Annotated in this window: 7 protein-coding genes; all 7 read left to right on the top strand. The window is 44.7% G+C overall.

What is annotated here, in order from left to right; translation table 11 throughout:
- The first annotated feature begins 192 nt into the window (after window positions 1-192).
- The 7 genes from ACTRWI_RS11205 (at window position 193) to ACTRWI_RS11175 (ending at window position 22,671) form a co-directional block, all read left to right on the top strand.
- Window positions 193-972, top strand: coding sequence for an ABC transporter ATP-binding protein (locus tag ACTRWI_RS11205; protein WP_499131379.1), 780 nt, complete (start codon window positions 193-195; stop codon window positions 970-972).
- The gene (locus ACTRWI_RS11200) at window positions 969-1,907 is read left to right on the top strand and encodes an ABC transporter substrate-binding protein (protein ID WP_499131378.1); all 939 of its coding nucleotides are present in this window, start codon (window positions 969-971) and stop codon (window positions 1,905-1,907) included. The genes ACTRWI_RS11205 and ACTRWI_RS11200 overlap by 4 nt, the downstream gene beginning before the upstream one ends.
- Window positions 1,904-3,880, top strand: a complete 1,977-nt coding sequence (gene fhuB / locus ACTRWI_RS11195) for a Fe(3+)-hydroxamate ABC transporter permease FhuB (protein WP_499131376.1) — start codon at window positions 1,904-1,906, stop codon at window positions 3,878-3,880. Before ACTRWI_RS11200 ends, fhuB begins: the two co-directional genes overlap by 4 nt.
- Before the next feature lie 191 nt (window positions 3,881-4,071).
- Window positions 4,072-5,727, top strand: coding sequence for a multidrug ABC transporter permease/ATP-binding protein (locus tag ACTRWI_RS11190; protein ID WP_499131374.1), 1,656 nt, complete (start codon window positions 4,072-4,074; stop codon window positions 5,725-5,727).
- 59 nt (window positions 5,728-5,786) lie between these two features.
- Window positions 5,787-5,999, top strand: coding sequence for an MbtH family protein (locus tag ACTRWI_RS11185; RefSeq protein ID WP_063523278.1), 213 nt, complete (start codon window positions 5,787-5,789; stop codon window positions 5,997-5,999).
- Between the two features lie 92 nt (window positions 6,000-6,091).
- Entirely contained in the window at window positions 6,092-17,107 is an 11,016-nt protein-coding gene (locus ACTRWI_RS11180) for an amino acid adenylation domain-containing protein (RefSeq protein ID WP_499131372.1), read from the top strand.
- A complete protein-coding gene (locus ACTRWI_RS11175) occupies window positions 17,104-22,671 on the top strand; it encodes a non-ribosomal peptide synthetase (protein ID WP_499131370.1) in 5,568 nt (1,855 codons plus the stop codon). Before ACTRWI_RS11180 ends, ACTRWI_RS11175 begins: the two co-directional genes overlap by 4 nt.
- Window positions 22,672-22,694: the final 23 nt, after the last annotated feature.

Below are 22,694 nucleotides of genomic sequence, written 5' to 3'. Positions count from 1 at the left end.
CATTTTTCAAATTTAAACCTCTAACCCCTTATAATATAGGGAAAAAGCTCGTATGGCATACACTTTAATCTAAATGAAAATTGTTTGCATTCGCTTTTTTGCAAGTGTATAAAAGCGTGTCTGTTAATGATTTTATGAATATGTGCGTATTGCACTAATTTTTAGTGAATGATGTGTTTAAAGGTTGAAGGTATGCTCGAAGCAAAGGGACTCGGTTTTAGCGTAGGGGATAAACAGTTGCTTAAGGGACTCAATGTGTCGTTTGAGCAAGGAAAAACCTACGCTTTGGTCGGGCATAATGGTTCGGGAAAATCGACTTTATTAAAGTTGTTAGCGAAGCAACAGCGCGCTACTTCTGGTGATATTTACCTGAAAGATAAAGCAATCACTAAATGGCCAGATAAGGGCTTCGCACAGCAAATTGCTTACTTGCCTCAACATTTACCTGCAACTGACAGTTTATCCGGAAAAGATCTCGTGAACTTTGGTCGCTACCCATGGCATGGCTTATTGGGTCGACTTTCAAGGAGAGATAAGCTGTATGTTGAAGATGCGATGCAACTTACCGACACTGCGCAATTCGCTGATCGTTTGGTTGATACATTATCGGGTGGCGAACGCCAACGTGTTTGGCTTGCGATGCTGTTGGCTCAACGTACGAAATACCTCTTGCTGGATGAGCCTTTAGCCGCGCTCGATATCGGCCATCAGATTGAAATGCTGACATTGATTAAGCGATTGAGTGAAACATTGGGAATTGGGGTGATCATTGTCATTCACGACATCAACATGGCTGCTCGTTTTTGCGACCACATTATAGCCCTTCATAGCGGTAAGCTATTAGTCGAAGGTGAGGTTGACGAGGTATTCAAAGAGTCGATATTGAAAGATATCTATGGTGTACCTATGCACATTACTCAACACTCTGCAGGTTACCCAGTCGCGATGCCTGGTGATTTGGAGTCAGCATGATGTTCAAGCAGCCTTTTCAATCAAGATTACAACGCTCGCACGTTACTCGTGCGCTTATCTCTAGTGTTTTCATCTCGAGTTTGCTGGTATTTTCTCCACTCTCGTTAGCCAAGCAAAAAACGCCTGAGATGAATGATGACGATCAACCTCGATTGGTTTCGATTGATTGGACTCACACTGAAACGCTTTTGGCGTTGGGCGTTACCCCTGTCGCAGTCGCGCAAATACCTGATTACAACTCGTGGGTGAAATCACCTGAAATTCCTCAAACAGTTGCTGATGTTGGCTTGCGAACGCAGCCAAACCTTGAACGTATCCATGAGCTTAAACCAGACAAGATTTTACTATCTCCAATGTTTTCAACGTTAGAGGCTCAACTCAGCAAGATTGCGCCAGTTACGACTATTGGCTTATACCGAAGTGGTGACGTTGACTGGTTCGCGTTAGAGGTTGCCACTCGGAAGTTAGGTGAAGTATCTGAAAAAGAATCCCAGGCAGAAGAGCTGATTCGCGAAGCTAACGACGAAATGGAGCTTCTAGGTTCACAAGTACCAAACAATGCCCCTGCGATGTTAATGGTGCAATTCATGGATACAAACCACGTTCGTGTATTTGGAGATAACAGCCTCTATAAAGCCTCGATCAACAAGATTGGCCTTGAATCAGCGTGGAAAGGGCAAACCAATGCCTGGGGATACAGCTTGGTTGGCATTGATCAATTGATCGGTGTCGATGGGCAAATCGTGATTATTTCTCCGATGCCTGCGGGCACCGAAGAGCGCCTTAAAACTAATCAGTTTTGGCAATATATAGTGAAAGAGTCTGGTTATTCCGAATTACAAGTTCCAGCGGTGTGGAGCTTCGGCGCTATACCTTCTGCAACACGCTTTGCAAGGTTCATTGTTTCTGAGTTGAACCAAAGAGACGTGTTATGAGAGTTCTCTCGTTTGTTGTTTTAACACTGTTGATGCTTTCTACATTAGCGTTAATTGGCCAACATTTATCTGTATCTCAGTTCGGACTGAGCCGACTTTCTAGTTTGTGGAGCACTGATTTTAGTTCTCCAGATTCAGTGAAACTGCATTTGGCTTGGTGGCCAAGGTTATTCACTACACTGTTAAGTGGCGCAGCGTTGGCAGTCGCGGGTGTTTTGATGCAACAAGTGCTCAGAAATCCGCTTGCCTCGCCGTCTACATTGGGTGTTGCCAGCGGTTCAAGCTTTGCACTCATGTTGGCGACGCTTTATGCCCCTTGGCTCTTGGAGTGGTCTTATTCGTTAGTGGCTCTCATTGGTGGCGTTAGCACTATTGGTTTAGTGTTTGCACTGTCGTGGCGACGTGCTTTGTCTCCAACCGTAGTGATCGTTTCAGGTTTGGTCGTGAACCTTTATTTTGGTGCTGTAAGCACAGTGTTGCTGATGATGAATCAAGACAAGCTTAATGGCTTGATGATTTGGGGCGCAGGGTCATTAGTCCAGAGTGGATGGGAAGATGTTCAGTATCTAGCCCCACGTTTAGTGGTTGCAACTCTTATGGCATTTCTGTTTGTAAAACCACTTAGCTTGCTTCAGTTATCAGAAGAGGGCGCTAAGAGCTTAGGTGTTTCGTTAGCTAAATTAAGAATTGCTTGTCTCGGGCTAGCAGTATTGCTGACAGCTTGGGTCGTGAGTGCTGTGGGTGTCATCGGCTTCGTTGGCTTAGCTGCTCCTGCGTTAGCGCGCTTGATGGGAGTACATCGTCTAGTTCCTAAACTATTGGTATCAATGATGTTGGGTGGCTTGTTGTTGAGCCTTACTGACTTACTTATCCAACAGCTACCGGGCATCATGTCGATGTTTGTTCCGACAGGTGCAGCAACGGCAGCGTTGGGGGCTCCTCTGTTGTTGTGGTTGCTGCCTAAGCTATCAATGAAAAGCCAATCTCAAACACAAACCGTGCTCACGCGTCATAAGGAAGTGGCTTCACGATTAAACAAACATTCAGTTGTTCTGGCTAGCTTGTTTATTGTTCTGTCACTCGTTGTATTCAGCTTATTCTCGGTACAAACAGAAGGTTGGCGTTGGTTATTTCAAACTCAAGACTGGGCATTGCTCGAATGGCGCTTACCTAGGTTAGCCGCTGCAGCATTGGCGGGTGGAATGTTGGCGGTAGCGGGCACGATCGTACAACGTTTGAGTGGTAACCCAATGGCTAGCCCGGAAGTGATTGGTATCAGCTCTGGTACCGCATTAGGTTTGATCATCACGATTTTTACGGGGCTTGGCAGCAGCGTTGTTGGGCTCTATATCGGTGGTTTTATTGGTGCAGCATGTACTTTAGGCATCATTGTACTACTCAATCAAAAGTCAGGCTTCCAACCAGAAAGGGTGTTACTGACGGGCGTTGCGATTACGGCCTTGATGAATGCGGTCCAGAGTTTTGTATTGGCGGGAGGAGACCCAAGAAGTTACCAAGTTTTGGCTTGGTTGGCAGGTTCAACTTATTACGTCACAGAGTCAACACTCGTTCCGTTACTGATATCTTCGATTGTATTTATCTCGCTAGGTTTTCTCTGTGCACGGTGGTTGGATGTGTTGCCTTTAGGACAGGCGAGTGCGCAATCTCTAGGCATTAATGTACCAAGATCTCGAATACTATTGCTGCTCTTAGTGGCATGTTTAACTGTGAGCGCAACTCTGGTGGTTGGGCCATTAAGCTTTATCGGTTTGATGGCTCCTCACATGGCGAGACTTTTCGGCTACAGTCGTGCGAAAGAACATCTGATCTGTTCGTCGTTAATTGGTATGGCGTTAATGTTGTTCTCGGATTGGCTCGGTAGACAGTGGCTTTACCCACAAGAGATTCCTGCAGGTTTGGTGGCTTCGATTATCGGTGGTATGTACCTGATGTGGGGGTTGAGAAGGTTATAGCTCAGTCACTTGTCGTTACTTAAAGTGACTACTGACGCTTGTTAGCAGGTGTCTGTTAGAAACAGGTTGAGCTTTTAGAGCCATTACTAAACAACAAGATTATCGAGTTCGGATTATATGGGATTATCTTTCTCTTAAGTGATAATGAAAATGATAACAACAATAACAATTAATTAAATGGTGTGTATGAAATGGGTTTGATCCTATTGTTGGCTGAAAAACAGAAAAAATCACTTTCCTTCGTGATCTTGTTGAGTATTGCGAGTGCGTTCTTGAGCGTAGGCGTGATTGCGTTTATTCAGCACAAATTACTTGAAAGCAATGGGCCACTTTCCAATACCTTGATTCAGTTTGCGTCATTGTTGATTGGTTTGTTGGTGACAGCAACTGTTGCTCAGGTAGCACTTCATAAACTGGGCCACAAGTTCGTTTACTACAAACGCTGTGAACTGGTCTCTCAACTATTAAATACCGATATTGAACAGGTCGAAAAAGTGGGAAGTGCAGGTGTACTCGCGTCACTGAACACCGACATTCGCAACATTACCATTGCATTCGTACATTTACCTGAGTTGATCTACGGCTTGGTACTAACGGTTGTGGCATTAGTCTACTTGGCCTTTCTATCTATGCCACTGTTTGGGGTTAGCGTTTTAATGCTCTCTTTAACCGGTGTCATTGGCTATCTGCTTATTACGCGCATCACTAAACACGTTAAACAGGTTCGTGAGTACGACGACAAGTTGTATCACGATTACCAATCCTTAATCGATGGCCGTAAGGAACTTTCTTTAAACCCATTCAGAGCTAAGCGTTACTTTGATGAGACGTTTTCAGTCAATGCTGAAGGTTACAGAAATGAAGTGACACAGGCCGATATCCTAAATGGTTTTGCTGCCAACATGGCGAACACGGTTGTATTGGCACTGATTGGCCTGAACTTTTACCTCGCGACTGCTTTGGGTTGGGCGACGTTAGAGGTGGCGTCTACATTTGCATTGGTCGTGTTGTTTATGAGAACCCCGCTAATGTCTGCAGTCGGTTCAATTCCAACCTTGATTACTGCGAATATTTCAATGAAGAAGTTGTCGTCGTTAGAGTTGAGTACCGATCGAAGCCTAAATCCGAAGTCGGCAAAAACCAAAGTATTCAATTCACTAGAACTCGTGGGGGCTAGCTATCGCTACCGCTCAGATTCTGATGGTGACTCGTTTGGCGTAGGCCCAATTGATTTCAAGATCGAACGTGGCGAACACATCTTCATTATTGGCGGTAATGGCAGTGGTAAATCGACTTTTGCGCGTTTGCTTACTGGACTCTACCGACCGCATTCTGGCCAAGTTTATGTCGATGGCGATGAGGTGACTCAAGCGAATTGGCAAGATTATCGCCATCAGTTTTCGGCAGTGTTCAGTGATTTCCATCTATTCCATCAAATTGTTGATGGCGAAGGTCAAGACATCGATAGCAAAGATGTTGACGAATGGATGGTTCGTCTTGAAATGGCACATAAGGTTGACCACCAGCAAGGTAAGTTGAGTGACGTTCGCTACTCACAAGGTCAACGAAAACGACTGGCGCTGATGATGTCGGTACTCGAAAAACGCGGTAGTATTCTGCTTGATGAGTGGGCCGCTGATCAGGACCCACGTTTCAGAAAACTGTTTTACCGTCAGTTATTGCCACTGCTTAAACAACGGGGCGTGACTGTTATCGCGATTACTCATGATGACGCTTATTTCGATGCCGCTGACCGCATTTTTAAAATGGATACCGGCAATCTTATTGAGTTGAGTAAAGGGAATTTAGCACAAGCACACCAAGCACTAGAGACTGTTGTGGCTTGAGTTTTTAAGAGCCAAGTTAGGCTCAAAAACACAATAAAACAAAGTTAGTTGAGGAAAGAATGAGTATTGATAGCCCAAATACAGAATTTACCGTTGTGATAAACGCACAAGAACAATACAGCATATGGCCAACGTATCACTCAGTGCCAAATGGTTGGACTGAGGTCGGTGTAAAAGGCAACAAAGAGCATTGCCTTGAGCATATCCGTGAAGTTTGGACAGATATGCGTCCGAAAAGTTTACGCGACGCTATAGCTGCCCTAGAAAATTAAACCTATTTAACTTTTAGCCAATACCTGTACTTTTCGCCTGTCATGGGCGAAGAGAGGGTCTGTACAACCAAATTTCATGTTTAGGTAATAAAATGTCAGTTGATGATGAACAAATTTTGGATTCCGTAACCCCTTGGAATCCTCTCACATACTCTCAACAGCGCTTGTGGTTATTTCAGCAATTACAACCGATGAGCCTGGCGTATAACCTAGGTGGTTTACTTTGGTTTGAAGGCGAAGATGTTACGGTTGAAAAACTTCAACACTCACTAAATGAAATGGTGTCGGCATTTCCTTCGTTTCGCAGTCAGTTTTCTGAAGTTGAGGGAAAAGCGGCTCAACGAGTGATGCCTTTTAAGCCTGTTGAATATGATTATATCGACATGCAAGGTGACTCAAATACGGTTGAGTTTATCAATAATGATGCTCGCCAACGTTGGCAACAGCCGTTCAATCTAGTGGAAGGTAACCTCGTACGATGCTGCATTTATAAAGTCACTGAACATCGCTTTGCGGTGTTGCTTGCTACTCATCACATTGTGACTGACGCCTGGTCGTTTCAGATCACAATTAAGATGCTAGTAAACACTGTAGCGGGTAAAACCTACCAGATGATAGAGGTTCAAAGCTACCTCAATTACGCGGTAGAGCAGGCCAGTGCGGAAAAGTCAGAGTTTTATGAGCAGCAAAAATCTTCATGGATACAGAATCAGTTTATTGGTGAAGAACCGTTGTCGTTATCGAACCTCAATGACCAATCTCAAGATGCCTACGGTGCGAGACATGAGCTTGTTCACTTATCGAGTGATATCCATGATTCAATCAAGCAGTTAGGGAGTGAGTTAGGCGTGACCAAGTTTGAGGTGTTAGCGTCTGCCATGATGCTTACACTGCGCCAGTACTCTTCTAATATTCATCCTTCGATTTGTGTTCCTGCGTTAAACCGAAATTCTAAGAACCGTAGAACGGTCGGCTTTTATGTTAACAGTGCCGTGATGGGCTATCGCATTGATGCAGAGATGACTCTGTCTCAGCTAGTTGACAAGACCCATGCGTCGATGAAAGCGTCTTTGGCATTTGAAAGCACGCCATTAGAGACATTAGTGGGTGATTTACCGATACCTACAACCGCTTTAAACTTCAGAAATCACGGTGATAAATTATCGATTAGTACTAACGGAGTATCTGCGGAATTTGAAGAATTTCCAGTATTAGAGACACCGTTTGAGTTAGTGTTGGATGTCATCAATAAAGGCAACGCACCGCTGCGCTTTGTCTACGCAAAGGAAAAGTTCACGCGTCCGTTTATAACTAAATTCATCGAAAGCTTTAAGGTTAATTTGGGAAGTATTATTCATTCGCCAAACGCTGAGGTGGCGTCCGTTAATGCAATTTCGAGCAAGGACATGAGGTTGATTGACCAACATGGTTCAGGTGACTATTCATGGCAATATCGTCCATTCACTGACTTGGTGGCTGAGCAAGCAGTTAAGTGCCCGAACAGTATTGCGTTGAAACACCAAAACGAGTCGATGAGTTACCTAGAGTTGGAGACTCGTTCGAATCAATTGGCGAATTTGATTTTATCTCAAGGTGCAACATCAAAATCGCCAATCGGTGTAATGATGGAGCGTGGCGTCGATATGATCGTCTCTATGATCGCTGTTCTGAAGGCTGGAGCTCCATTCTTACCTTTAGACCCTGACTACCCAACAGAACGCTTGAGCTACATGTTGGAAGACAGTGGCACAGAGTTGCTCCTTACACATCCTAAATCTAATGATAGATGCAAAGATGTATTGGATGGTAGTAACGGTGTCACTCAATTCTGTATTGAAAATGCTGAGTTTGCAGGTTTATCGTCAGATAATTCTTTTAAGCGACCGTTGGCTGAGGAACTGGCCTATATCATCTATACCTCTGGTTCAACTGGAAAGCCAAAAGGTGTCACTATATCGCATGAAGGTTTAAGCATGCACGTTCAGACCATCGGTCAACGTTATGGCATGAGCGAAGAGGACGTAGAATTACATTTCGCTTCCATCAGCTTTGATGGTGCCGTTGAGCGTTGGACTGTGCCATTAGCGTTTGGCTCTCGACTTGTGATTCGAGACCAAGAACTATGGACTGCGGAACAAACCTGCGATGTATTGCAGCAAGAAAAAGTCACTATTGCGTGTTTCCCTCCTAGTTATGTTGGTCCGCTACTCGATTGGGTTGAAGCGACGAAACCTGAACTGGCATTACGTTCAATCACTTTAGGTGGCGAAGCTTTCACCCGCGAGACCTTTGAGCGTATTCAAGAGGTGTTAGCGCCACCACGGATTATTAATGGTTACGGCCCGACTGAAACGGTCATCACTCCAATGATTTGGGAAGCCTATGCGGACGATACTATGGATAGTTCGTATGCTCCGATCGGAACGCCAGTGGGTGATAGGAAGTTGTATGTACTCGATGCAGAGCTAAGCCAAGTACCGTTCGGTTGCAGTGGTGAGCTGTATATCGGCTCTGAGGTAGGCTTGGCTGAAGGTTACCTGAAACAACCCAACCTAACGGCTGAACGATTCCTGCCAGACCCGTACTCAAACAATGGCGAGAGAATGTATCGGACGGGCGATTTAGTTCAGTGGCGTGAAGATGGGATCATGGAGTATTTAGGCCGTGTTGACCAGCAGGTTAAAATTCGTGGATTCCGTGTTGAGCTAGGGGAAATTGAATCCCAACTTCAAGCGCTTTCCGGAGCTGAATTTTGTGCCGTTGTCGATCATGAATCGCCAACGGGTAAAAAGCTGGTCGGCTATGTTCAGCTAAGCAAAGTTGAGCAAAACAAGAACCAGTCAAACAATACGCTATCGCAAGACGCTGGTGGTAATGATGAAGCGCAATGGCTTGAGCAGTTAGGACGAACTTTACCTGACTACATGATACCCGCTTGTATTATCGTCCAAGACAAGTTACCGCTAACACCGGCAGGTAAGGTCGATCGAAAACAACTGCTTGCGCCTGATTGGATGGAGGTTGACAGCGATCAAGGTTCGCTTGTGAACAACCAACAAGTGATGCTTGCAGAGATATGGCGCGAATTACTAAAGGTTAAGAGTGTAGGGGTAAATAGCCAGTTTTTCGCGTTAGGTGGTGATTCGATTATGGCACTTCAATTGGTCGGAAAGTTGCGCCAACGGGGATTCATGTTATCACCTAAACAAGTCTTCGATTTCCCAAAATTACAAGATATGGCTGAGAACTTAGAAGAAGCACAACTTGTCATAGCTGAGCAAGGCAAACTTCGAGGTGAAGTGGCACTGTTGCCGATGCAGCAAAGATACATCAAACACTTTGAGTTGAGCCGTTGTAATCAATATATCCAGTTTAAATGGGACTACCCGGTCGATGTTGAGCGATTGACTCATGCCTTCAATTGTCTGGTTGAACATCACGACGCGTTGAGATTGCAATTCAATCACTCATTACCTGCCGATTCTTCATTTGAAATGACTGCAAATTATCGAGACGATGCTAAGTTTGCGATTCACGTGTTTGATGAGGTTATAGATGTTGAACAAGTTCAAGCGAGTATCGACTTAATCTATGGTGTTATTGGCGCGGTTGGAATACGCAGCTTGAACAAACCAGATGCACGAGAAGAGTTTGATCAGCGTAGTGAAGTGCTCATTGCCGTTCACCATCTGGTCGTCGATGCACTTTCATGGCCATTGATTATTGAAGATCTCGCTAAACTTTACGGCACTGATCTGATGCCTAGCAGCAAGGTGGCTTCTAGCGCGCTCTCATTATCTCAACACTTACTTGGTCACAAAACGCATCATCAAGGAAACTGGGGCAACGTTTTAAATACATTGTCGATATCAGACGACCAGCAAGCGTATTGGGCAGAACAACAGAAAGATTTACTTTACCCGCAAAATCGCGGCAAACCTATTTCTACGCACTGGCATACGCCGTTATCAAAAATTGAAGCTCTTACTAAAGCGGGTTTTGGCTTTGCTCGTCTCACACAAGAGCAAATAGTGTTCCTAGTGAGTGCTTTAACATTAAGTACGCTAAATCAAGGCAAAGCGTTAACCATTCACCGTGAGTCTCATGGACGTTTTACCGATGATACTGGGCTTGATCTGAGCCGAACCGTTGGTTGGTACACCTCGTTGTACCCACAAGCTATTCCTGCGCTTGACTCATTTGAAGAGTGGGTTAAATCCTTAAAAGACAGTTTTCATGCCGACCACCTTGGTGGTGTGACATTTCACGCAGGCGTTATGCAAAACCTGTGGCCTCATGTTGGCGATATGGATGTGTTGTTCAACTATTTTGGCAACGCTGCTCAACAATTAAATGATGCTATAGAGGTGACAAATGTAGGTTTATGGAGAGATGACTCCAACTCAGCTGATGCTGCGATTGTGATTAACGCATCAGTGAACAATGAGCAACTATTGTGGGATGTTGAGTTAGATAGCTACTGTTTTAATGAATCCGAAGTTGAGGTGTTACACTCGGCATTTAACAGCAGTATTGCACGTTTACATGATCTGTTTATTGAAGTGGATTCGGTATTAACGAAAGCCGATGCACCGTTGGTTCATTTGTCTCAACGCCAGCTAAATCAGCTTTGCAATGGTGTGAGTTCTACCGATTCGTTACCTAACACTATTCTCCCGTTATCAACTTTACAACAAGGCTTGTACTTCCATGCGAAGTTATCTAATAGCCACAGCACTTACGTCAACCAAATCACTTTACCTTTCAACAATGTCGATCTGCCAAAGATGATAGAAGCTTGGCAAGGAGTTATGCAAAGGCACCAAATGCTTCGTTCAACGCTGTTCTCATTTGATGGTAATGCATATCTAGCTGAGTGGTCTGAACTTAGATTGGACTATCAGGTGTTGGATGTTCAGAAGCGCAGCCAATTTGAGCTTGGTGAATACAAGAAACAAATTGTCGAGCGTGGTTTTGAGTTAGAACAGGTTGTAGATCGTTCAAAAGTAAAACCTTTGTGGCGTGTGGATTTCATTCAAACAGACGACCATCAAGTGCAGTGTATTTTTACTATTCATCATATTTTGATGGATGGTTGGAGTACGGGTGTTCTACTCAGCGATTTGTTCGCCTTGTACCAAGGTCGTTCTATTGCGCCAGTCAAAGGTGAGTTTTCTGATTATCTTGCTTGGGTACAAAATCAAGACAATCAGCAGTCTAATGACTATTGGCAGCGTTACCTTCAAGACATGGAGTCGCCAACGCGTTTGGTTGAATCCTTCGGGCAATCGAATTCTGAGATGACTGATTCCAAGGTGTCTAGTTTCCAAAGATACAATGATGATTATTCTCAAGAGCTCATAAGTGAATGGCTGCCTAAATTGAACCAAGTAGGGGTTACGCTCAACACGTTAACCCAAGCCGCATGGCTACTTACTTTGCATCGCTTCACTGGGCTACAAACACCTGTATTTGGTAATACAGTGGCGGGTCGTCCGACAGAGCTTGCTCATAGCGATTCTATGGTTGGTTTGTTTATCAATACATTGCCGATTGCACATCGAGTCGATCTTTCTAAGCCTATTTCTGAATGGCTGCTGGATATTCAAGCCTCATCAAGTGACCAACGTGAATTTAGCTACTCATCTTTGTCTGACATCCAAGCGCAGACGGGCTGGTCAGGAGAAAACCTATTTGACACCTTGGTCGTCTTTGAAAATTACCCGTTAGATGAATCGCTTTTGAATCCTAACGGCAGTGATGAGTTTAGTATTGGCGAGCCTGACAGCTATGAATTTACACACTACCCATTAACTTTGGCGATTTTGCCGAGTGAATCGCTTCGTATTGTTTTTGCCTACGATCAAAGTAAGTTCACACCTCAACAAATTGAAACACTACGCTCGACTAATCGTCATTATTTGACTCAGCTAGTTGAACATCTAACCGAAGATTTAGGCCGATTACCTGACTTAGCCGAGAACCAGTTGAATGAACTTGGCTTATTTGAGCGTCAACCAGAAGCGTGGATGTTTGAACCGTTTACAGATTTAGTTGCAAAGCAGGCTTTGTTACGCCCTAACAGTGAAGCATTAGTATCTAACGTTGCTGCTGAGAGTGGCCAACAGCGAAAAGCGTTAATGTACCAGCAAGTGGTTGAGCAGAGCGATGCAGTCGCTTCAAGGTTGATCGCTGAAGGTATTGAACGTGATGACATCGTTGGTGTGTTGTTTGAACGTGGCTGTAATATGTTGGTTGCAATGATGGGTGTGATGAAAGCTGGCGCCGCGTTCTTGCCGTTAGATCCGGCGTATCCCCAAGAACGCTTAAACTTCATGGTTCAAGACAGTGGGGCGTGTGCATTAGTTCATGATGATCTGAGTGAGCAATTAGCCAATGAGATCGCGAACCAAGCTAAAACTATTGGCTACGACTCGCTTGATTTAACAACAAGACTTGTTGAAAAGCCTGTCATCTTGCCAGATCAACTGGCATATATGATTTATACCTCCGGTTCTACCGGTAAGCCGAAAGGGGTCTGTGTATCACATCAAGGTTTGAGCATGCATGTTCAAACTATAGGTCAACGATATGGCATGATGACGAACGATGTTGAGCTGCACTTTGCGTCAATCAGTTTTGATGGAGCGATCGAACGTTGGACTGTACCATTAGCGTTCGGCTCTCGTTTGGTCATTCGAGACCAATCGTTATGGAGCGCTCAACAAACCTGTGATGTATTGGAGCGAGAGCAGGTAACCATTGCGTGTTTTCCTCCGAGTTATGTGCTGCCGTTATTAGAGTGGATAGAAGGCAGCAATCCAGCTCTCTCTGTGCGTTCATGGACGCTAGGTGGTGAAGCCTTCACTCGTGATACCTACTTCAAACTGCAGCAAGTCTTAAAGCCGAAACGAATCATCAATGGTTATGGTCCGACTGAAACGGTTGTGACTCCGATGATTTGGGAGGCGTATCCGGATACCGAACTAGAAAGTGCTTATGCGCCTATCGGAAAAGCGGTTGGAAACCGAACTTTATATGTGTTGGATACCACGCTTAATCGTGTACCAGCAGGAGTAGCAGGAGAGCTTTATATTGGCGAAGAAGTCGGGCTCGCTAGGGGTTACTTTGAACGTCCTGATTTAACATCAGAGCGTTTTATTCCGGATCCATTTGCAAGCAATGGTGAGCGAATGTACCGAACCGGTGACGTAGTTAAATGGCGTTCAGACGGTGTGATGGAATACCTCGGGCGTAGCGATGAACAAGTTAAGATTCGTGGATTCAGGGTCGAACTTGGTGAAATCGAATCCCGACTACAAAAGATCACAGGTTCAGAGCAATGCGCGGTAATAGCTTGTGACAGCCTATCAGGTAAACAGCTGGTCGCCTATATTCAAAGCGAAAACGCATTGTCCACTGAAGACGCTTTAAAAGACCTTAGTCAGGATCTTCCAGATTACATGATGCCTAGCCAAGTCATCAAAATGGACAAGATTCCGTTAACCCCGGCAAGTAAAGTTGATAAAAAACGCTTACCGCTACCCAATTGGCAAGAGGTATCAAGCTCAGAATATATAGCGCCGAATGGTGCGATGGAATTAGCTTTAGCGAATCAATGGCAAGCGCTGTTTGATAAAAAAGAGATAAGTCGTGAGGATGATTTCTTTGCCTTAGGTGGTCAGTCGTTACTGGCAACCCAACTTGTCGGAAGGTTGAATCAAAAAGACAACATTAGGCTGTCATTACAGGCAGTGTTCGATACGCCTGTCCTTAAAGAACTGGCTGCTCAATGTAGGTTTACCGATGTTAAAAATGACACAGAAGTTGCCTTTTTGGAGCGGGTTTCAAGGTTACCGCATATGCCAGCATCCGCGGTACAGAAACGACTATGGTTCGTTCAACAGCTGTTGCCGACCAGTGCCGCTTATCACATGCCTTTAGGACTTAAATTTACGGGCGATGTGAATATTGCTGTGCTTGAGAGTGCCATTAATGTTTTAGTTGCCCGTCATGAGATCTTGAGAACCAACTTTACTCAAGTTGAAGGTGAACTCATGCAGTCTATTCATGCTGAGCGTGAAATATGCGTTGGTATTCACCAGAGCTCGGAGTCCGATGAACAAAGGCTCTCTGTGTATAAAGAACTCATCGCTAAGCCGTTTGATTTCTCAGAAGGTCCATTGATTCGATTTGATTGGATTGCTGGGCTATCAGAGCAGTTAGTTACCGTTAACCATGAAGTTAGCACTGAGCATGTAGCCAAAAGAAAACAAGCAGAGCTTCTAATTGTCGTACACCATATTATCTCAGATGGTATCTCCATGCAGTCATTGCTGAAAGAGCTGGCTGTCTGTTACCAATCGATGATCTCTGGTTATACGGAAGAGGGCGTAGCATCAACTTTCGAGTCTGAAACTACGAATGATGTTCAATATGTAGACTATGCGAATTGGCAGAAGCAGTGGCTTGAATCTGAAGAAGCGAGTGACCAAAAAGCGTGGTGGTTGGATGCTTTGAAATTCGATATAGACCCTCTAGTACTTTACAGTGAAGTGCCAAGAGAGCAGACCGAAACTGAGGGAAATCGACTTCACTTCGAACTTAGTAGTGAGCAAGTTTCAAATATCACCCAATTGGCAGCGAAACATAACACCACCTCTTTCAATATAATGCTGACGATGTGGCATCTATTGATGCACAAGTATTCAGGCCAAGAGCAAGTACGTGTTGGTGTGCCGGTTGCTGGGCGAACACAACCTAAAACACAGGCAATGCAAGGGTGTTTCATTAATAGCTTGGTGATTCCGGCTCAATTTAATGGTGAGCAATCCTTCGCTGAGTTACTGCATCAGGTGAAATCTTTCACTGAGCAAGCTTTGGACAGGCAAGACTTCCCATTTGAAATGTTGGTCGAATCACTGGGTATTACTGGGAACTTGCAATACCACCCTGTATTCCAAACCAGTTTCAATTTCCAACGCTTAGATGAAGCAGAGCTCTTTGATTGGCAGGGCCTTGATGTTGAACCGTTTGATCCAGGTGTGGTCAACGCTCAACTTGAGATAGGCATGGACATTCAACAGATGTCCGAGAATAAGTGGCTTGGTTTTGTCAGTTATGTGTCTCCAGTATTCACAAAAGACTTTGCGCAGTCGTTGCTTAATCATTGGTTATTACTTCTAGATAAAGTTGCGTCCAATAACGATACGTTAATCAGCCAACTCCATTTGATAGACGAGACGGCTGGGCAACAAAACCAAGCATTTAATGACACGTCCCTTGATTGGGGTGGTTTCGTGACGCCGTCACAAGAAATGCAACTTCAAGTAAAGAAAACGCCTAATGCGATAGCGCTATCGATGCAAGGTCAAACTCTAACGTATAAAGAGTTTGATGTGCGTGTTAATCAACTAGCGAACTGGTTACGTGATAAAGGAGTGAACTCCGAAACCCGTGTTGGCTTGGGAATTGAGCGTTCGTTTGATTTAGTCATTGGTCTGCATGCTATCACGCGTGCGGGTGGTGCTTACGTGCCATTGGATCCGAGCTATCCCGCGGAACGCCTTCAATACATTCTACAGTCGGCTAACATTGATTTGCTGCTTACTGATTCTAACTCAGTACACTTATGGCCTGAGAGCGATGCTTGCGAGTACGTTGACTTAACTCAGCTAGATGTATCGAAACAATCTTCATTACCTCCACTGGTACATTGGCAACCTGAACAGGCTCTGTATGTGATCTTTACTTCTGGTTCTACTGGTTTACCGAAAGGTGTGGTGAATACTCAAGCTGCATTACAGAACAGATTGAATTGGATGCAGCAAGAATATGCACTGAATGAATCGGATTGTGTGTTACAGAAAACACCTTTCAGTTTTGATGTCTCTGTGTGGGAGTTCTTCTGGCCACTGATGACAGGAGCACGTCTTGCGATTGCCCCGCCTGAATCTCATCGTCAACCAAATGTGCTATCCGAAGTGATTCAAAAAGAGCAGGTGACGACACTTCACTTTGTGCCGTCGATGCTGAATGCATTCGCGGTGGAAACCAATATCTCAGATTGTATTTCCCTCAAACGCATCATCTGCAGTGGAGAAGCATTGCCTGCCGACCTTGTTGAACAAGTTCTCAGCCACGCACGTGTCGAGCTGCATAACCTTTATGGACCAACGGAAGCCGCCATCGATGTAACGTATTGGCCTTGTGAGCTGCCAGTAGCCAAACGTATCCCTATAGGTTATGCAATAAGCAATACTCAGCTTCATGTACTTGATAACAACTGGAACCCAGTACCTATGGGCGTGCCAGGTGAACTGTATTTAGCAGGTATTGGACTCGCGCGTGAATATCTAGCTCGCCCCGATCTTACCGCAGACCGATTCGTACCGAATCCATTTGGAGAACCTGGCAGTCGAATGTATCGCACAGGTGATCAGGTGGTTCAACTTGCCGATGGTCGATTGGAATACTTGGGCCGCCTAGACAACCAAGTGAAAATCCGTGGTTTAAGAATTGAGCTAGAAGAAATTGAGAATGTAATCAATCAACTTGAATGGGTTGAAGAGTCTGCGGTTATTGCATTTAAACATCAGACTGGTGATCAATTGGTTGGTTACGCTGTTGATGCGAGTTGGAGTGAAGACAAACAAACGTTGGTGAAACAGCATTTATCGGAACATTTACCCGATTACATGGTTCCATCAATACTGATTGGTCTTAGTGAGATGCCACTTTCTCCGAATGGGAAACGAGATAGAAAGGCACTGCCTGCACCTGAGTGGCAGTCGATAGAGTACCGCGCGCCAGAAACGGAATTGGAATGTTGGTTCGCCATTAATTGGGAAGAGGTATTAGAGATCCCTCAAGTGGGCTTGGATGACAACTTCTTTGCGTTAGGTGGTCATTCTTTGTTGGCGACTCGCGTGGTCGCAAAGGCACATCAAGAACTTGGGTTGGAAGTCGCGCTTAAAGACTTTTTCGACGCCAATAGTTTGCAAGCACTAACGGACAGCTTGCAAGCGCAGTATCAAACACTAAACGAAAATGAACAAGACGAATTCGATGCAATGGCAGCATTGATGGACGAACTGGAGCTGCTATGAGCCACTTAAAAGATAAGAGTCATATACAAACAAAGAATCACTCTAAAATGACGACCCAACCTAAAGCCGCTAGTCAAGGAAAAATAGACAAACATGCGTTAGCAAAACGTTTTTTACAACTGGGCAAGCCAGAGCAAGTAAAGTTTATCGAGCTGCTTAGTAACAAAGGCTTAGATTTTGAAAAGCTACCGATTGTATCAGTCGGTAGTGAACAGCAAGTGGAGTTGTCACCGGCACAACAGCGCTTGTGGGATATCTATTGCTTGGACAAGGGTAACAGCGCCTATCATATGTCCGGTACGTTCCATGTAAATGGAGAGTTGGATATTGAACGCTTAACGGCATTCGTTAACCAAGTGTTGGAGCGCCATGATGTGTTACGAACGCGCTTTATTACTAATGCAACAGGGCAGGTTATTCAGTTTATTGATAAGGCTGCTGCGATGTATCCGGTCAGTATCGATGTTCAAAGCTGGAGCCAAGATCAAGTACAAGAGGTACAGCAAGAATTTATCGCCAAGGCCTTTGAACTTGAGACTGATTTGCCCATTCGAATGCAGTGCTTAAAGTTTGGTGAGGGTTCATGGAAGCTACAACTTGTTATGCATCATATTGTATCTGATGGTTGGTCTATAGGTGTATTCTTGAATGAGCTTATAGCCCTTTATCAACAAGGCAAGTTACCTGAATTACCTATTCAATATCATGATTACTCTCATTGGCAAAGTGCTTTGTTGGAGGCGGGGAAAGGCCTACAACACATTGAGTTTTGGAGGCGTGAACTTGAGAAAACGGATTCAAGCCTACTGTTCCCTTGGAATAGTGAAGTTACCCCAAATCAAAGGCGTATAGCTGATTCCATTAGCTATGAATTAAGCGAGTCGCAGTCTCAAAAACTCAAACAGATTGCACGCCAATTGTCGGTGACAACTTCAAGCCTCTGGTTGGGTGTTTGGCAGGCCGCATTAGCGAAGGTGACGCATCGCTCAGATATTTCTGTTGGTGTACCAATGGCGAATCGCACACGTCATGAAGTCTCTAATCTGATTGGATTCTTTGTGAATACCATGGTGATTCAGCAATCCGTAACGCCTAGCAGTCGGTTATCTGATGTTATTGAAGGGGCTCATCACAAAGTGCTTGAGGCGCAAGAGCATCAATTGTTGCCGTTTGATCAACTAGTCAATGCTCTGATGAATGAACAAAAGACCAGTGAGAAAAAGGTTCTTGAGCGAAAAGCTGGACAAACTCCCTTGTTTCAAGTGCTATTTAATCATCAAAACTCATTAGCTGATGACATTCAGTTAGACAACCAACTTACTCTGTCGGCAGAGGAACAAAGTGGTCAATTTGCGTTATTCGATATTGCATTGGATGTGCGTGAGACTGAGCGAAAAACAGGTGTGGTGTTGACCTATTCGAAGGATCGAATTGATTCAGATACGATGGTTGAGCTGAATGCTGTACTTGAAAGTTTGATCAGCGATTTAGAGATCAAGGCGGGCAAAAATCTAGCTCAAATTAGTCATTTAACACCACACGATGCTTCAGTGTTAGAGAAGCTTTCGCAACCAGAAGGTGACTGGGCGTTCCAGTCGATCGTTGAATTAATTGCTGAACAAGCACTTGTACAGCCTAATGCCATCGCATTAAAGCATCAAGACCTTGAGTTGAGTTATCAACAATTGGAATCAGCGTCATCTCTATTAGCGTCCCAAATCATTGCTCAAGGCGTGCAGCGCGATCAAGCTATCGGTGTGCTCTTTGAAAGAGGAGTGGAAATGATTGTCACTATGGTGGCGGTAATGAAAGCCGGTGGGGCATTTCTGCCGCTTGATCCTGACTACCCAATTGAGCGTTTGGCATACATGATTCAGGATTCTAAGGCTGGGTTTGTGGTTACCCAGCAAGGGCTAGAGTCACGTTGGCAGAATATTCAATCTGAGTTTGACACATTATTACCTCAAGTCAGCTCTTTCATTTATTGCCCGTCAGACTTAACTCAACCTTTAGACACGCGAGAATGTGAACAAGCAGAATTAGAGCCGAAGCTACTTCCGGAACAACTGGCATACATCATTTATACGTCAGGCTCTACTGGTAAGCCCAAAGGCGTGGCAATCAATCACATAGGTTTGTCGATGCACGTTCAAACCATTGGTCAGCAGTACGGCATGACGCCAGAGGATATTGAGCTTCACTTCGCTTCAATTAGCTTTGATGGTGCCGTTGAGCGTTGGACTGTACCGTTAGCGTTTGGTAGTAAGCTTGTCATTCGAGATCAAGAGTTGTGGAGTGTCGAGAAAACCTGCGAAGTGCTGTGTGATGACAATATTACCATTGCCTGTTTCCCTCCTAGCTATGTCGGGCCATTACTTGATTGGATTGAATACAAAAAGCCGTCACTCAACGTTCGTTCTTGGACACTTGGCGGCGAAGCCTTCACTGCGGAAACCTATCAGCGTTTGCAACAGATCGTAAAACCTCCTCGTATTGTCAATGGCTATGGTCCAACAGAAACAGTGATCACTCCCATGATTTGGCGCGCGTATCCGCAGGACAAGTTAAACAGTGCTTATGCGCCGATTGGACAACCTGTTGGTGAACGTCGTTTATACGTTTTAGATGCGCAGCTCAACAAAGTGGGGGTTGGGAAAGTTGGGGAGTTGTACATTGGTGGAGAAGTGGGCCTTGCCCGCGGTTACTTGGAACAGCCTGACCTAACTTCGGAGCGATTCATACCCGATCCTTTTATTATTGCAGGTAATGGCAGTAACGAATCAATGGGCGAACGAATGTATCGCACTGGGGATCTGGTTCGTTGGAATAACGATGGTGTGATGGAATATATCGGCCGTGTAGACCAACAAGTTAAGATCCGAGGATTCCGCGTCGAGTTGGGTGAAATTGAAAGTCGTCTGCAATCTATCTCTAAAGTCGAACACTGTGTGGTCGTCGTCAAAGAGTTCGGCCAGCAAAAACAGTTGTTTGGTTACTTACAGAGTAGTGAACCTGAGCGTTTTGAACTTGATAATATTCTCGAAGCGCTTTCAAGAGAATTACCTGATTACATGGTACCAAGCCAATTGATGGTCTTGGATAAGCTGCCATTAACCCCTGCCGGAAAAGTCGACAGAGCGTCACTTCCAGCTATGGATAGAAAAGCCCATTCTGTCGCGACACTTGTGTTACCAAAAAACGAGCAAGAAATGTTACTTGTGGATATATGGCAACAGCTCTTAGGCACAGCTCAAGTGAGCTGCTCGGATAATTTCTTTGCATTGGGTGGTGATTCGATTCTTTGTTTACAAATGGTGAGCAAAGTACGCGTTGCAGGATACAACCTAACCCCACAACAAGTATTTGAAGCAAAAACGCTAACCGACCTAGCCGAAGCGTTGGATATTCATAAAGCCGCGAAAGAACGCGTGTTAACCGAAGAAGCGTTTGGGTTAATGCCAATACAAGCTCACTTCTTTGCTCAAGCGTTTCCTGAGCCCGATCATTGGAACCAGCATATTTGTGTCGAGCTTAAACAAGACATGAATACGGACTATTTGGAGTTAGCGATTCAAGCCTTGGTAAAACAGCACCCAAGCTTGAGATTGGCGTTCAATCAACAGCAAGGTCATTGGAAACAACAGTATCAGCCTTATCAGGAACGTGAGTACCTATGGCGCACCTCGGTGGATTCTGAAGAAGCGTTTTCAGCGTTTGCGCAAGAGATACAGCAAAGTATGGATATTGCTTCTGGCAGGCTAATTCAAGCCGGTTATGCAGAACTTTCGGAATCACCGAATCGGTTGATGATCGCGATTCATCACTTAGCTGTGGATGGTGTGTCCTGGCGAATTCTATTAGATGACCTCTGGAAAGCGTATCAACAGCAAGTTGCAGGGCAAGTTATCGAACTGGTGCCAAATTCGAGTGCAATGGATGAAACTGTTCAGTCGATTGAGCAGTGGTCATCAAGCGAGCAAGGTAAGTTGATGCAATACGCTTGGCATGAACTGGCAGAAAACTCGTCTAATTTACTCGAAAACGGACCAGACATCGCTCCGGCGCTTTATCAAGACAAACAGGCCTATAAAATCGAACTTTCAAGCGAACTCAGCCAAACGTTGTTACGTGTTTCAAATACCAGTCATGGAGATACACAGAGCGTGTTGATTACTGCACTAGTGTTAGCACTAGCGAGTGAAGATCAAACAGATGTACCTCTTTATTTAGAGGGGCATGGCCGTGAATCTTCTGTATTTTCGAACGTCGACCTTTCACGAATGGTAGGGTGGACAACGAGTTTGTATCCGATGATTGGGCATTTTCAGCCTGATATTCTCGGTGTGCTTAACCAAACTCGGGAGTATCTAGAAAACGTTAAAAAAGACGGTGGTATCGGATATGGCTTGAGGTATCTAAACAAAAATACAAATGATATATATCGTGCAAGCGCGACCTTTAATTATCTTGGCCAATATACAAGCGATGGCTTCGTACACTGGTGTGCACCTATTGAAGATGGGAGCTTGCCTCAATCTGGGGTAAATCAGATGCTGACACCGCTTGTAGTAAACGCACAAGTTGTATCTGGCAAACTGAGTTTGTCATGGGAGTTCGCAACGACGCATTATTCTTTGGCTGACATTGAGAAGATCGCAACTCGATATATTGCGAGTTTAAAGGCTCTTATCGCGGCAATGAATGAGCAAGCGCAAACCGTACAAACCAATGAATGCTCACCTAACCTGCGACTGATTGAAAAACTCAACACTACTGCTGACGAGAATGAACCTGTTTTCTGCATCCACCCTGTAACAGGGCGCGTGACTGGTTACCAAAGGCTTGCACAGGCTCTTGAGGGTGAAAGAAGCGTGTTTGGAATCAAGTCGAAGAGCTTCATTTCAGATGATGTTTTTGATACGTCGTTTGCTGATATGGCGGAAACCTATTATCAAACAATCAAGCAGATGCAGCCATGTGGACCATATCGGCTAGTAGGTTGGTCGTTAGGCGGGGCTCTTGCCCAAGAAATCGTAAGTCGTCTAGAGAAAAATGACGATGATATTGCGTTCGTTGGTTTACTTGATTGTTATGTGCCAGGTACCGAAATCGCTGAAGATCAGTGGGACTCACCAACCTCGAAAACCAAGCTTATAGAACATATTACATTGCTATTAGGCTCCATTACGAAAGACCAAGGAAAACGGTGTGTGCAGTTGCTTGATTCCGTGGTGCCATCAAGATGGCCAGAAGTGTTTAATACATGGTTATCGGAAAATCAGTTCGATAGATACATGGCAGATAACGCGAAACAAATGCTCTATAGCTGGGCTGTTGAACAACACATGCGTGCACTGTGTCGTGGGTATCAATTACCAAACATAAAAACCCAGTTGCATTGTTGGTGGGCAGGGCAGCCAAATGGGCGCTCAGAGCTGTTATCAAAAGAGTTGATTAAGCACAACGACCTCCAATTTTCCGCCGTTGTAGACACCGATCATTTAGGGATCGTGCAGAATAATACAGTAATCAATGACTTATACGGGCATTTGTATTGTGAATAATATTATGAATAACTATTGCTGAG

It is taken from the genome of Pseudoalteromonas sp. G5_S1_14_S5 (genome assembly GCF_054968605.1).
This window is presented reverse-complemented; position numbering and strand designations above follow the sequence as displayed.